Here is a 14370-nt window from a genome sequence, read left to right as displayed (position 1 = left end):
CAGACCGCTTGCGCAGCAGCGCTGGTGCGCCGCGCCAACGCGCTGCTCGCCAGGGCGTGGGCGCAGCGGGAGCAGGGGCGCGGGGAGCGTCCGCCCAGAGGGGTCTCCGACGCGCTCGTGCTCTCCGCCTCCCCCGTCAGCGCGGACTTCGACGCCCGCTTCAGCGCGACCGGGCGCTCCTACGTGTACCGGATCGCCGACCGCCCCACGCCCCTGCGCCGCTGGGACTGCGTGTGGGACGACCGCCCGCTCGACCTGGCGGCGGTGAACAGGGCGGCGGAGGCCCTGCTGGGTGAACACGACTTCCTGTCCTTCTGCCGCCCCCGCGAGGGCGCGACCACCATCCGCGCGCTCACGCGCCTCGAGGCCGTGCGGGCGCCGGACGGCCTCGTCGAGTTCCACGTCGGGGCCGACGCCTTCTGCCACTCGATGGTGCGCTCCCTGGTCGGCGCCCTGGCCCTGGTCGGCAGGGGGGCGAGGCCCGCCCCTTGGCCCAGGGCACTCCTGGACGCCCGCTCCCGCGCGAGCGCCGCCCCCATAGCCCCCGCCCGTGGCCTCACCCTGGAGCGCGTCGACTACCCCGGGCCCGAGGAGTGGGCGCTGCGCGCCCGGCTGGCCCGGAGGAGGCGGGACGCCTGCTGCGGCGCGGAATCATGAGCCTGTGAGGAATCGCCCACACTGGGCGCCGTGCTTTGACCGGGCAGTGGCGCGCCGATAAACTGGCTAACGCTGCGCGTCAGCAGAGCGCCCGGTGCCTCCCACTCGCCGAGCAGACTCGCTGGCGCCTCGCGGAACTGTTTCATCGCGGGCCCCGCTCCCAGTCGGAGGGGGCGCCCCATGACTGACAAGAATTGAAGGTTACGCCCGTGCGCACCTATTCACCCAAGCCCGGGGACGCCGACAAGAAGTGGTTCGTCATCGACGCCACCGATGTCGTCCTCGGCCGTCTGGCGGCACACGCCGCCAACCTCCTTCGTGGGAAGCACAAGCCGACGTTCGCCCCTCACATGGACATGGGCGACTACGTCATCATCATCAACGCGGACAAGGTCGCGCTGACCGGCAAGAAGCTCGAGCAGAAGATGGCCTACCGCCACTCCGGGCGCCCCGGCGGCCTCACCGCCACCGCCTACCGCGACCTCATGGCGACCGCCCCCGAGCGCGTCATCGAGAAGGCCGTCAAGGGCATGCTTCCCCACACCTCCCTCGGCCGCGCGCAGTTCAAGAAGCTGCACGTGTACGCCGGTGCGGAGCACCCCCACGCCGGCCAGTCGCCGGTTCCCTACGAACTGACCCAGGTGGCCCAGTGAGCCCCGCGCCACTGGCACCGACAACGCACTGAGGAGAACCGTGGCCGAGACCACTGCTTCCGTCGAGCTGGACGAGGAGATCGTCACAGGCTCATACACGACCGAGACCGAATCCGCCCCCGCCGGGGCCGGTCAGTCCATCACCGCGCCCGGCGCGGGCCTTGGCCGCCGCAAGGAGGCCGTTGCCCGCGTCCGCCTGGTCCCCGGCTCCGGCCAGTGGACCATCAACGGCCGCACCCTGGAGGACTACTTCCCCAACAAGCTGCACCAGCAGCTGGTGAAGTCCCCCTTCGTGCTGCTCGACATCGACGGCCGCTTCGACGTCGTCGCCCGCATCAACGGCGGCGGCGTCTCCGGCCAGGCCGGCGCCCTGCGCCTGGGCATCTCGCGCGCGCTCAACGAGATCGACCGCGACGCGAACCGCCCCGCCCTGAAGAAAGCCGGTTTCCTGACCCGCGACGCCCGCGTCACCGAGCGCAAGAAGGCCGGCCTGAAGAAGGCCCGCAAGGCCTCGCAGTTCTCGAAGCGCTGAGGCCGCGCCGCAACTGTGAAACGGTGCCCCGCTCCATTTTCCGGAGCGGGGTACCGCGTTATGGGAGTCGCGCGGTAGCCTTGTTGCCGACCATATTTCTCGTGAACGGAGAGACAATGCCAAGGATGTTCGGCACCGACGGGGTGCGCGGTCTGGCCAACGTGGACATCACAGCGGATCTGGCGCTGAGGCTCGGCGAGGCGGCCGCCCGCCAGTTCGGCTGCCGGCCCCGCCCCGACGGGTCCAAGCCCCGCGCGATCATCGGCAGGGACACGCGCATCTCCGGCCAGTTCCTCGACCACGCCCTGGCGGCGGGGCTGGCGAGCGCGGGGATGGACGTGACGCGCATCGGCGTCGTCACCACGCCCACCGTCGCCCACCTGACCGCCACCGAGGACGGCGTGGACCTGGGCGTGATGATCTCCGCCTCCCACAACCCCATGCCCGACAACGGCATCAAGTTCTTCGCCCACGGCGGACACAAGCTGGCCGACGCCGTCGAGGACCAGATCGAGGCCCTCGTCGGGACCGACTGGGAGCGGCCCACGGGTGAGGGCGTCGGCGAGATCGACGCGGACCACGCGTGGGCGCGCGAATCCTACATCCGCCACCTGGTCGGGGCCGTCGGCACGGACCTGCGGGGCCTGAGAGTCGTCATCGACTGCGCCAACGGGGGAGCCTCCGAGTTCGGCCCGGCGGTCTTCCGGGAGCTGGGCGCCGACGCCACCGTCATCAACGCCTCGCCCGACGGGCGCAATATCAACCTGAACGCCGGATCCACCCATCCCGAGGCCCTGATGGCCGCAGTCGTCGGGGCGGGCGCCGACTTCGGAGTCGCCTACGACGGGGACGCCGACCGCTGCCTGGCGGTCGATCACACGGGGGCACTGGTCGACGGCGACAAGATCATGGGCGCCCTGGCCGTGGACGCGCACCGGCGCGGCGCCCTCGCCAAGGACACGCTGGTCGTCACCGTCATGAGCAACCTGGGGCTCCTCCTCGCGATGCGCGAGGCGGGCATCGCGACCGTCCAGACGGGGGTGGGCGACCGCTACGTGCTGGAGGAGATGCTCGCCTCCGGATACAGCCTGGGCGGCGAGCAGTCCGGGCACATCATCGCCACCGACCACGCCACCACGGGCGACGGGATCCTCTCGTCCCTGCTGGTGTCCCGCATGGTCAAGGAGTCCGGGCAGTCCCTGGCCGACCTCACTTCCTTCGTCCACCGGCTGCCCCAGACCCTCATCAACGTCGCGGGCGTCGACCGCGCGGGCGCCTCGTCGAACGGGGCCGTCGCTGAGGCCGTCGCGGCCGCCGAGGCGCGCCTGGGGGAGTCCGGCCGCGTCCTGCTGCGCCCCTCGGGCACCGAGCCGCTCGTGCGCGTCATGGTGGAGGCCGCCACCCAGGAGGAGGCGGACGCGGTCGCCGAGTCCCTGGCCGACGTGGTGAAGCGGAACCTGGCCCTCTGAGGGCCCGCAGGGGCGCGGCAGGCGGGCGCCGCCCGCGCGGGGGCGCGTCCGGTGCGCGCGGGCCTGCCGGACCTCCTCCGCTGGTCCCGTCCGCGCGGTCCCGCGTCGCGCCCATGGCGGTCAGCCGCCCGGGCGCCCTCATCGGCGGAGGCGGAGCCTCGGACCGCGCCGCGAATGGGAACCGCCTGCCGGTGGAGTCCCCGCAATGGGGCCCCACCGGCAGGCGGTCGCGGCGTCATACGGGCGCGGCGGCCCCGGTGGCGCTCACTGCTTCGCGGCCTCGAACCACTCGAGGGGGATCCGGGTGAAGTACAGGCCCTGCATCTCGCGCTCCCACAGCAGGCCCAGCGCGCCATCGGGCAGGACGGCCATGCACTGGTAGACGTAGTGCGCCGGGTTGAAGGTGCGCGAGGCGGTCCACGTGCGCCCACCGTCCTCGGACAGCCGCAGGACGCCGCGGCCCCGGTACGGGCGCATCTGCGAGGCGTTCGCGAAGACGACCCTTTCGGGGCAGTCCTCACTGGGCCAGGGCACCGCGTTCGGCTGGCAGAAGATCTCGTCGATCTCCTGGACGAAGCGCACCTCGCCCCACGTCTCGCCGCCGTCGGCGCTCACCGCCGCGGCGACCTTGCCGCTGGGGTGCTGGTTGCGCATGAGCATGAGCAGCGAACCGTCCGCGCGCTCGATGAGGGTGGCCTCGTGGGTCGCGGCGGACTCCGTGTCCAGGGTGCGCGAGTCGATCCGCCGCCCGTCGAACACGCGCCCGTCGTTGGGGGACGCGCCGCGCTTCCAGGTCTGCCCGCCGTCGTCGGAGTAGACGACGGCCGCCGAGAAGTGGCGCTTGTGGTCGCCGTTGTAGTAGACCGGAACGACCAGGCGCCCGCTGCGCAGTTGCACGCCCGTGCCCGGGGAGGTCCCGCAGAACGACATCCACTCCTCCTTCACGTCCTGGTTGAGGTTGACGGGGCCGGACCACGTCGCGCCGTCGTCGTCGGAGTGGATCATCTGCAGGAAGCAGGTGCGCGCGGTGAGGAGCGTCTGGTCCGGGTCCTCTCCGTCCGCCAGGAAGACGTTGCCGCCCCGGGCCCGCTCGCCTCCCTCGGTGACGGTGACGTCGCCGCGCTCGGAAACGGTGTAGGGCGTCCGCCCGCCCTCGGAGTCGGTGACGCTCCCGTCCTCGTTCCACGTGTACTGCGCGCCCTGGGCGTCGTGGAGGATGTAGCGCCCCTTCGCGTCCACCCCCGCGCCCGCCTCGGCGTTGGGCTGGCCGATGCCGCCCGGGAAGTGGTCGATGAGGACGATGAGGCGGCCCGTGCTCCGGTCCTGGACCACGCAGGAGTCGATGACGGATGCCCCGGTCGCCCCGTGGCCGGGGTAGGACAGCACGGTCTGGAGGTCGCCCCAGGTGCGCCCGCCGTCGAAGGAGCGGCGGATCGTGAAGTTGATGGAGTTGGGGGAGTCATTGGCGATCGTCTCGCGCTGGTCCGCCCCGGCGACGACGACCCCCGAATCCAGCGTGATGAGCGAGGGGATGCGGTAGCTGATGGAGTCGTGGAAGCCGGCGTCGAAGAGGCACTGGGTGTCCAGCGGGGCGACGGACGAGAGCTTCTTGATCTGGGCGTCGTTGAGGACGCAGCTGTAGAGCGCCGCGTTGCGGACCTCGCCGAAGAGGCGCGAGCCGGAGGCGTCCTGGCCGATGACGACCTCGTCGAGGGCGTCGACTCCCGCGAAGAAGACCTGGCCGGGCAGGTGCGCCTCCAGGTAGCCGTCGACGTAGATCTCGACGGCGCCGTGGCCGACCCGGACGACGACGTCGTGCCAGCGGCCCTGGTCCCAGTGCCCGTGAGCGGTGAAGACCCGCCATTGGCCCCTGCGGCCCAGGACCCTGTACTCGATTCCCTCTTCGGTCACTGACAGGTTCAGCTGCTCGCGCCCTGCTCCGGCCGCTGCGAGGATCGTGCCGTGCTGCCCGGGGCCGCGCACGCGGTAGCGCGCGAAGATGGTTCCCGAGGTGAGTTCGGACAGCTCGGCGACGTCGTAGTCGGACAGGCGGGCGGCTGCGAACTCGATGAGCGGAGTCGGCGCCGGCGACAGCGCGAGGATCTCCGTGGGGGACAGCACGGAGTCGTGGGCGGCGAAGGCGCGGACGTCGATGCCCGCGCTGGGGGAGGCGGACAGTTCGGCGTTCTCGCCGCTGGCGGCGGGGGAAAGGTCCGCGGTCGTGGAGAAGCACTGGTACCCGTCGAGGAAGATCCTCGAACCGGCGCCGGCCGCCGTGATCGCGAGGGCGTGCCATGTGCCGTCCGTGAGGGAGGCGGTGTCCTCCATGTCCAGGGCGAAGGCCATGGAGTTCGTCGATCCTTCGAGGAAGAGCGCTCCCGCGCGGATGGACAGTTCCCAGCCGATGGCCTCGGAACTGTGGAGCCGGATGAGCGTTCCGTCGATCCGCGCGCGGAACTGCAGGACCCAGGAGATCCCGGGGTCGGTCGTGTCGGATTGCATGTTCGTCACCTTTTCTGTTGGGGTTGTCCACTGCCGGCCGCATCGTCACGGGGGGCTGTGGGTCGGGCGCACCAGGATTTGTCAGACAGGTTAGCAAGCGCGCTCCGATGGGGCAATCCCTGGCCGGGGCCCGGCGCCCTGGCCGTGTCCGCGCCGTGTTGACTTCAATGTGAGAGCGGGTTAACATCTTCCACAAGATGTCTGACAAATTTCAGTCGGGTGTCTGGCCCTGAACGGTCCACGTGATTCAACGATGAATGAATAGGAAGGGATTCCGATGAACACGTCGCCAGCGCCAGCGCTCCCCAAGAAGCGCTGGTACCAGTACCTCACGAAAGAAGACCGCAAAGCGTTCTTCGCCGCCTGGATCGGCGTCCTGCTTGACGGCTACGACTTCGTCCTGATCTCCTTCGCGCTGCCCGCGATCACACAGGCCTTCGACCTGTCGCTCGTGCAGAGCGCCTCCCTGATCTCGGCCGCCTTCATCAGCCGCTGGATCGGCGGCCTCGTCCTGGGGGCGATCGGCGACCGCTACGGCCGCAAACCCGCGATGATCCTGTCGATCTTCATGTTCGCCTTCGGGTCCATCGCCTGCGCGCTCGCGCCGAACTTCTGGGTCCTCTTCGTCCTGCGCCTGATCATCGGCTTCGCCATGGCCGGCGAGTACTCGGCCTCCGCGGCCTACGTCATCGAGTCCTGGCCCAAGCACATGCGCAACAAGGCGTCCGGCTTCCTGCTGTCGGGCTACGCCTTCGGTGTGATCGCGGCCGCGCAGGTGGACAAGTACTTCGTCACCTGGGTCGACTCGCTCCACCCCGGCTGGGGCTGGAGGGCGCTCTTCCTCACGGGCATCATCCCGATCGTCGTCGCCATCTACATGCGCCGGACCCTGCCCGAGGCCGCCGACTGGAGCGAGGCGAAGGAGAAGGGGCACGTCGAGAAGAACGACATGCTGGCGGTGCTCTTCGGCGGCTCCCGCAAGGTCGTCAACTACATCGCCGTCGTCATCGGTTTCATCGCGCTCCTGCTCATCTTCACCCAGACCGTCGGGGGCACCCTCGCCGTCAGCCTCCTCGGCGCCGTCTCCGCCGTCATCTTCATCTACCTGATCATCCAATTCGACTCCAAGCGCTGGATCATCGGCATCGCGATCATGCTGACGATCTTCGCGTCCTTCATGTACACGTGGCCGATCCAGGGCCTCCTGCCGACGTACCTGCGCGGAGTCGGGATGGACCAGCAGGTCGTCGCCAACGTCGTCTCCTTCGCGGGCCTGGGCAACGCGGCCGGCTACATCGTCGCCGGCTTCGCGGGCGACAGGTTCGGCATGCGCCGCTGGTACGCCGTCTCCCTGCTGCTCTCGCAGGCGATCGTCTTCCCGCTGTTCATGCAGAACGGGCAGTACGTCGCGCTGGTCGCGGGACTGCTCTTCTTCCAGCAGATGTTCGGCCAGGGCGTCTCCGGCCTGCTCCCCAAGTGGGTCTCCAGCTACTTCCCGGTCGACAAGCGCGCCGCCGGTCTGGGCTTCTGCTACAACGTCGGCGCCCTGGGCGGCGCGGTCGGCCCGGTCCTCGGCGCGGCCATCGCCGAGCGACTGTCGCTCGGCCTGGCGCTGGCCATCCTGTCCTTCGGCTTCGCGGCGGTCGTCATGGTCTCCATCGGCGCGAACATCCCGCGCCTGCTCCAGAAGCTGGTCGGACCCGAGTGGGTCCGGCCGGAGGACGGCAACGACGAGATCATCGAGGAGGGGTGAGCGCGATGGCGGTCCCGTTCATCGTCGGAGCCTACGCCTCGCTCCCGGCACCGGAGTCGGAGGCCGACTACTACGCCCTCCTGGCCGAGCAGCCGTGGGTGAGCGGCGTGGAGATCCCCTACCCCGGACAGCTCGCCGACCACGGTGGCGTCCTGGCCTCCCGCCTGGCCCCCCACTGGGACTTCAACACGGTCACCGCTATTCCCGGCACCATGCAGAACGTCTGGAAGGACGGCGGCTTCGGCTTGGCCTCGCCCGACGGGGCCGGGCGCCAGGCGGCCATCGAGTTCACCCGGGCCCTGAACCGCGACCTCGGCCAGCTGTGCGAGCGCGCGGGACGGCCCCTGGTGGCGCGCGTCCAGCTGCACTCGGCGCCCACGCGCCGCGCCCAGGCCGACGCCTTCAAGCGCTCCCTCGAGGAGCTGGCGGCGTGGGACTGGTGCGGAGCGGCTCTCGTCGTCGAGCACTGCGACAGGTTCATCCCCGAGCAGACCCCGGAGAAGGGGTTCCTCTCCCTCGAGTCGGAGATCGACATCGTGGGCGGCCTCGGCATCGGCATCCACATCAACTGGGGGCGGTCCGCCGTCGAGGGCCGGAGGGCGGACACGGCGTACGAGCACGTGCGCGAGGCCGGTGGGCGCGGGGTCCTGGACGGGGTCGTCTTCTCGGGCGCGGGCCCGGAGGAGACCCAGTACGGGTACGCCTGGATCGACGGGCACCTGCCCGCACAGGCCGACGAGCCCGCGTCCCTGATGAGCGACACGGAGATCGGGCGCTGCGCCCGGGCGGCGCTCGGGAGCGGATGCCACTACCTCGGTGCGAAGGTCTGCGTTCCCAAGGACGCGACCCTGGAGGAGCGCCTGGCGATGCTGGCGAGGATCCACCGGGCGTCGGGCGCCGCGCGGTAACCGGGGGCGGCCCGGACCGGCTCCCCCCGGGCAGTGCCTCCCCCGGTTGCGCACACAAGGCGGCTCCTTCTTCCACGGACTCGGCGCGGGGCAGTGCCTCCGCCGGTTGCGCACACAAGGACCCTGATTTACGAAACGTGCGCCGCACACAAGGGCTTGATTCCGCCCTTGTGTGCGGCGCTGTGTTTCCTATTTCCCTCCCTTGTGTGCGACATGGGCCGGGGCGTGCTGCCGTGCCGATGTGCCCGGTCCGAGGCGGGACGGCGCGTGCTGCCGTGCCGGTGCGCCCAGTCCGGGGCGGGCCGCAGCGCCTCAGCGGGCGCGCACCGAGGTCCTCCAGACGGGGGAGGTGGGGAGGGTGCGGACGCGGCCGACGGCTCCGGGGGAGGGGGACTCGATGGCGGCGATCACCTCCTGGACAGCCAGGCGCGTCATCTCGCGCAGCGGCCACTCCACCGTGGTCAGCCCCAAGCGCTCGCCCGAGCGGGGCTCCTGGTTGCCGAACCCCAGGACGGAGAGCCTCTCGGGGACCGGGATGTCCAGGTCGCGTGCCGCTGCGATGACGCCGGGGGCCTGGGAGTCGTCGGCGACGCAGACGAGTTCCAGCCGCGGGTCCTGGGACAGCAGGGTGAAGGCCGCCTGGTAGGCGGTGGCCTCGTCCCAGTCGGGCAGCGAGATCATGCGGGCGCGGTCGCCGAAGCGCGCGAGGACGGGGTTCTGGCGCGAGTGGTTCGTGTTGGGGCCCGCGATGAAGACGGCGTGGGCGGCCTCGCCCGAGGGCAGGTCGGTCCTCCTGATGATGGCCGCGACCCCGGCCGACTCGTCGATGCGCACCAGTGCGGCCCCGTCGGCGGAGTCGTCGGCCTCGATCATGGACATGCCGACGACGGGGATGCCCATGTTCCACAGGAGGGTGGAGGAGAAGCGCTCGTCGGACGTGGTCTCGCGGATGACCCCGGCCAGCTGGGTGTCGCCCATGACCGAGCGGATGACCTCCGCGTCCGATGGGTCGTCGCTGGACTGGAAGAGGGGGACCAGCAGGTACCCGCGCCGTTGTATCTCGATCATCGCCGTGGTGAGCACGGTGTGGACGACCGGGACGAAGGGGTCGTCGGGCAGCTCGGCCATGAGCAGCGCGATGAGGTGGGAGTTGCCCGAGCGCAGGGAGCGCGCGGCGGCGTTGGGGATGTAGTTGAGCTCGCGGGCGATGCGCTCGACCCGGGCGATCGTCGCCTCGGAGATCTTCACCTGGCGCCCGCGCCCGTTGAGGATGAGGGATACGGTCGACGGCGCGAGGCCCGCTTCCCTGGCGACGTCGGCACGGGTCACGCGTTCCACGGCGGCTCCTTCGGCTTGGTTCGGCGGATTCGTTCTCCCAAGGGGACTATAACGTGTTAGTCTACTTCCTGGCCCCGCCTGGAGCAGGGTTATGGATCCAATGGAGGTGTCGAAGTGGACGCGCGCGTCACTCCCCAATCGTATTCCCCGTCGGCGGGCGCCCTGTGCCCCCCGCGCTCGTGGCTGACCGACGAGCCCACGATCAGCCTCAACGGCTCCTGGGACTTCGTCCACCACCCGCGCCTGCCCGACCCCTTCGACGACCCGGAGAAGCCCTCGCCGTGCCCGGTCCTGGGCCCCTGCGCCGAACGGATCGACGTGCCCTCCCACTGGGTCATGGCGCCGCACGGGCGCTGGGGCCGCCCGGCGTACACGAACGTCGACTTCCCCTTCCCCGTCGACCCTCCCCATCCCCCGGCCGACAACCCCACCGGCGACTACCGCCGCGCCTTCGACGTCCCCGCCCAGTGGGTGGGGGACGGGCAGATCCGCCTGCGCTTCGACGGCGTGGAGTCCCAGGCGCGCGTGTGGGTGAACGGGACATGGATCGGCATGTTCACCGGCTCCCGCCTCGCCCACGAGCTCGACATCACCGGAGCCGTGCGCCCCGGCGCGAACGAGGTGGTCGTGCGGGTCAGCCAGTTCTCCTCCGGGTCCTACCTGGAGGACCAGGACCAGTGGTGGCTGCCCGGGATCTTCCGCGATGTCGAACTGCGCCACTTGGGCGCCGCCTCGGTCCACGACGTGTGGCTGTCGACCGACTACCGGGACGGCGAGGGGCGCGTGCGCGTCGAGGCGCTGGCGCCAGGCGGGACAGGCGCTGCCCTGGACGGGGTCCTCCGCCTTGTCGGAGCGGAAGGGGAGGGGGCGGTCCTGCCCGTGCGGCTCGGGCCCGGGCCCGGCGGGCGCCACCGGAGCGGGTGGGTCGACTGCGGCCCCGTCCGCCCCTGGTCGCCCGACCGGCCGGTGCTCTACCGCGCCGAGCTCGCCCTGGACGGCGCGGCGCCCCGGGGGCTGAGGATCGGTTTCACGCGCGTCGAAGTCGTGGGGGGCCAACTGCGCGCCAACGGGGCGCCCCTGGTCTTCAACGGCGTCAACCGCCACGAGATCCGCCACGACCGCGGCCGCGTCTTCGACGAGGCGTGGGTCCGCGAGGACCTCGCACTCATGAAGTCCCTGGGCGTCAACGCCATCCGCACCTCCCACTACCCGCCCCACCCGCGCGTCCTGGATCTGGCCGACGAGATCGGCCTGTGGGTGGTGCTCGAGGGCGATATCGAGACCCACGGCTTCGAGGGCGCCGACAGGGCGTGGGCGGACAACCCGTCGGACGACCCGCGCTGGGCGGACGCCTTCGACGAGCGCACGAGGCGCGCTTTCGAGCGCGACAAGAACCACCCCTCCATCGCCCTGTGGTCACTGGGCAACGAGTCCGGCACCGGGGCGAACCTGGCAGCGGCCGCCCGCTGGATCCACGAGCGCGCCGAGGGGGCCCTGGTCCACTACGAGGGCGACCACGCCATGGAGTACGCCGACGTGTACTCGCGGATGTACCCGGCGCTGGAGGAGGTCGCGGCGGCCCTGGACGACTCCGACCCGCGGGCCCCCATCGCCGTGCCCGGCCATCCCAGCGCGGAGGTGGACGGGGAGGCCCGGGCGCGCGCCCGGCGCGCCCCCTACCTGATGTGCGAGTACCTGCACGCCATGGGAACCGGGCCCGGGGGCGCCGCCCTCTACGCCGCCCAGATGGACCACCCCCGCCATGCGGGCGGCTTCGTGTGGGAGTGGCGCGACCACGCCCTGGACCAGCGCCACGGCGGCGCCCTCCGCCTCGCCTACGGCGGCGACTTCGGGGAGCCCATCCACGACGGCACATTCGTGTGCGACGGGCTGGTGGACGCCCACTCCAGGATCTACGCGGGGACGTGGGCCTGGGCGCGGGCGATGGCCCCCGGCGCCCCTGCCCTGCGCGCGCTCGCGGCCAAGCGGGCGCGTGTGGAGGAGCGGGACGCGGACGGGGCGCGCGCCCTGCGCGGCCTGGCCCAGTGGTGCGCCGCCCACGGGGAGGACGGCGCGGAGGCGCCCGAGGGGGCCTTCCACGCCGTGGACGTCGACGCCACGGGCGCGTGGACGGCGCTGGGGGGACTGCCGGTGCGGGCGTCCGTGAGCCTGTACAGGGCCCCCACCGACAACGACCGCGGGCGCGGGCCCCTGGACTACTGGGGCCTCGACGAGGAAGGCGTGGGGCCGATGGGGGAGGGGCTGAACCGGCCCGGGGTGTCCCGCGCGGACCGGTGGGAGGAGGCGCGCCTGGCCTTCGTGCGCCGCAGCCCCCGCTCCCTCCTCGAGCGCTCCGACGGCGCGCGCCTGGTGCACGAGCGCTGGGGCGCGGCGTCCCGCCAGTTCGGCGTGGACGCGCGCTCCGAGTCCCGTCCCCTGCGGATCGGGCTGGCCGGGCCGTGGGGGCCTTTCCTGGACGGCGAGCGCGTGGTCATCGACCTGGAGCCCTACGGCCCGTTGCCCCGGAGGCTGCCGCGCATGGGCCTGCGCCTGGAGCTGCCCGGCGGCCCCTGGGAGGCGTCCTGGGTGGGGGAGGCGTCCATCGCCTACGCGGACATGCCCGGCGACGACCCCGACGGCTACGGCGCGGGCGCCACCGACGCGCTGTGGGACGTGTGCGTGCGGCCCCAGGAGGGCGGCCACCGGCCCGGCCTCAAGGCCCTGCGCCTGGGCAGGGGCTCCGACGCGCTCTACTTCGTGCCCCTCGGTGCGCTCGGCTGGTCCGTGTGCCCGTGGGACGAGCGGGAACTGGCCGAAGCCGCCCACTGGGGGGACCTGGCGGAGTCGGATCGGACGTTCCTGTGGCTGGACGCCGTCCAGGACGGGATCGGGTCGCGCTCGTGCGGCCCGGATTCGCGGCCGCGCTTCGCGGCGGCGCCCGCCCCCCGGCGCATCGCCTTCGTGTGCGCCCGCGCCCACGAGGCGGGGGCCGATGGTCCGCGTGTAACAGTCGGGTAACGTTTTGTCGTTCCGTGTCCTGCTAGTGCATTTCCCAGATGCGCGCGCTATCCTACTACCAGTGACTAACACGAGATAGTCAGTCATCCGGGAATCCCACCCGGAATACACGGACCAACGGAGGTTTCGCATGTTGAACAAGAAGATGGCGGCGGGTGGACTCGCGCTCGCCATGTTCGCCACCATCGGGCTCACTGCCTGCGGCGGCGGATCCGGCTCGCCGGGGGCCGACAGCGGCTCCGCGATCCCCAAGCCCGATGTCGCGTGCGACATCCCAGAGGGCAACGTCGACGGCAAGGCCATCGACACCTCGAAGGTAGAGGGCGAGATCACCTTCCAGACCCAGGGCCTCCAAGCCGACTTCGCCGAGTTCTTCGAGGCGAAGATCGCCGAGTTCGAGGCCGCCAACCCCGGCACCAAGATCAAGTGGACCGACCAGGGCGGCGGCGCCGAGTTCGACCAGGCGATCACCGCGCAGGCCACCAACTGCCAGATGGCGGACGTCGTCAACACGCCCTCCTCGTCCATCCTCGCCCTGTCCAAGGCCAACCTGCTCATGGACTACGACGTCAAGGCGCCCGGCATCGGCGACAAGTTCGTCAAGAGCATCTGGGACTCCACCGCCATGGGGGCGAACGGGCACCACACCGCCCTGCCCTGGTACTTCGGCCCCTACATCACCACCTACAACAAGGACGTCTTCAAGCGCGCCGGCCTGGACGAGAACAAGCCGCCCGCCACCATGGAGGAGATGTTCGACTACGCCGAGCAGGTCCACGCCAACAGCCCCGAGGACTTCGGCATCTACGGCTCCCCCCAGTGGTACATGACCGCGCAGCTGCACGGCATGGGCGTCAAACTGCTCAACAACGACAACACCGCCTTCGACTTCGCGGACAACGAGGCGGCCATCGCCTACGTCACCAGGTTCGCCGAGCTCTACGCCTCGGGCGCCATCCCGAAGGACTCCCTCACCGGCGAGCCCGACCCCGGCAAGGCCTACACCGACGGCAACCTCGCCTTCGGCACCCCCAACGCCTCCTTCCTCAAGTCCGTCAAGAGCAACAACTCCGCCGTCTACGAGAACACCGGGGTCGGCCCCTTCCCCACGAACGAGGGGATCAAGCCCGTCTTCGAGGGCCAGTACATCGGCGTGTCCGTCACCACGAAGAACGCGCCCCTGGCGATGAAGTTCGCCGAGTGGATCACCAACGCCGAGAACGAGTACGCGTGGACCCACGACGGCGGCGCGATCATCTTCCCGGCCGCCACCGAGGCCCTCGACAAGCTGGTCGCCAACCCGCCGGAGATCGCCGACGACCCGGTCTTCAAGGCCGCCTACGAGCAGGCCGCGCAGTCCGCGAAGGACGCCGAGGCGTACACCGACGTGTTCTACATGACCGGGGGCGTCTCCGACATCCTCGTTGAGAACGTCAACAAGGCCATCCGCGGAGAGGCCGACCCCAAGGCCGCCCTCAAGGCCGCCCAGGACGCGATGAACGCCAAGCTCTCCGCCCTCACCGAATGATCCCGGGGCGGG

Annotated in this window: 10 protein-coding genes; 8 read left to right on the top strand and 2 right to left on the bottom strand. The window is 71.1% G+C overall.

Annotated elements, in window-relative coordinates; translation table 11 throughout:
* From BH719_RS04410 to glmM, 4 genes are all read left to right on the top strand, one after another.
* On the top strand, positions 1–657 hold a 657-nt coding region (locus BH719_RS04410; protein ID WP_009743561.1), incomplete at its 5' end, for a tRNA pseudouridine synthase A.
* 209 nt (positions 658–866) lie between these two features.
* A complete protein-coding gene (gene rplM / locus BH719_RS04405; protein ID WP_034220121.1) occupies positions 867–1310 on the top strand; it encodes a 50S ribosomal protein L13 in 444 nt (147 codons plus the stop codon).
* A gap of 40 nt (positions 1311–1350) precedes the next feature.
* Positions 1351–1842, top strand: coding sequence for a 30S ribosomal protein S9 (gene rpsI, locus BH719_RS04400; protein ID WP_009743559.1), 492 nt, complete (start codon positions 1351–1353; stop codon positions 1840–1842).
* A 116-nt stretch (positions 1843–1958) separates the two neighbouring features.
* Positions 1959–3311 carry a phosphoglucosamine mutase gene (gene glmM, locus BH719_RS04395; protein ID WP_009743558.1) on the top strand — a complete coding sequence of 451 codons (1353 nt, stop codon included), beginning with the start codon at positions 1959–1961 and terminating at the stop codon, positions 3309–3311.
* A 264-nt stretch (positions 3312–3575) separates the two neighbouring features.
* On the opposite strand, the gene BH719_RS04390 is transcribed toward glmM, so the two are convergent.
* Positions 3576–5813, bottom strand: a complete 2238-nt coding sequence (locus BH719_RS04390; RefSeq protein WP_009743557.1) for a sialidase family protein — start codon at positions 5811–5813, stop codon at positions 3576–3578.
* A 277-nt stretch (positions 5814–6090) separates the two neighbouring features.
* Between BH719_RS04390 and BH719_RS04385 the strand changes: the two genes are divergently transcribed.
* Both BH719_RS04385 and BH719_RS04380 read left to right on the top strand, forming a co-directional pair.
* A complete protein-coding gene (locus BH719_RS04385; protein ID WP_009743556.1) occupies positions 6091–7566 on the top strand; it encodes an MFS transporter in 1476 nt (491 codons plus the stop codon).
* 5 nt (positions 7567–7571) lie between these two features.
* Positions 7572–8474 (top strand): DUF4862 family protein, encoded by a 903-nt coding sequence (locus tag BH719_RS04380; RefSeq protein ID WP_009743555.1) that lies wholly within the window; start codon positions 7572–7574, stop codon positions 8472–8474.
* 312 nt (positions 8475–8786) lie between these two features.
* Here the strand turns inward: BH719_RS04380 and BH719_RS04375 are convergent, their stop codons facing one another.
* Positions 8787–9812, bottom strand: coding sequence for a LacI family DNA-binding transcriptional regulator (locus BH719_RS04375; protein WP_009743554.1), 1026 nt, complete (start codon positions 9810–9812; stop codon positions 8787–8789).
* Between the two features lie 114 nt (positions 9813–9926).
* Between BH719_RS04375 and BH719_RS04370 the strand changes: the two genes are divergently transcribed.
* Together BH719_RS04370 and BH719_RS04365 are read left to right on the top strand one after the other, a co-directional pair.
* Positions 9927–12830, top strand: coding sequence for a glycoside hydrolase family 2 TIM barrel-domain containing protein (locus BH719_RS04370; protein WP_009743553.1), 2904 nt, complete (start codon positions 9927–9929; stop codon positions 12828–12830).
* Between the two features lie 130 nt (positions 12831–12960).
* A complete protein-coding gene (locus BH719_RS04365) occupies positions 12961–14358 on the top strand; it encodes an extracellular solute-binding protein (protein ID WP_009743552.1) in 1398 nt (465 codons plus the stop codon).
* Positions 14359–14370: the final 12 nt, after the last annotated feature.

Origin of the sequence: Pauljensenia hongkongensis, assembly GCF_001746855.1 — a bacterium.
GTDB lineage: Bacteria > Actinomycetota > Actinomycetes > Actinomycetales > Actinomycetaceae > Pauljensenia > Pauljensenia hongkongensis.
Note: the sequence above shows the minus strand (reverse complement) of the source record. Positions and strands in the feature narration are given on the sequence as shown.

What these genes read in the sequence shown, in the direction of transcription:
- glmM (WP_009743558.1), top strand. Translation starts at nt 1,959, where the DNA reads ATGCCAAGGATGTTCGGCACCGACGGGGTGCGCGGTCTGGCCAACGTG.
- BH719_RS04390 (WP_009743557.1), bottom strand. Translation starts at nt 5,813, where the DNA reads ATGCAATCCGACACGACCGACCCCGGGATCTCCTGGGTCCTGCAGTTC.
- BH719_RS04385 (WP_009743556.1), top strand. Translation starts at nt 6,091, where the DNA reads ATGAACACGTCGCCAGCGCCAGCGCTCCCCAAGAAGCGCTGGTACCAG.
- BH719_RS04380 (WP_009743555.1), top strand. Translation starts at nt 7,572, where the DNA reads ATGGCGGTCCCGTTCATCGTCGGAGCCTACGCCTCGCTCCCGGCACCG.
- BH719_RS04365 (WP_009743552.1), top strand. Translation starts at nt 12,961, where the DNA reads ATGTTGAACAAGAAGATGGCGGCGGGTGGACTCGCGCTCGCCATGTTC.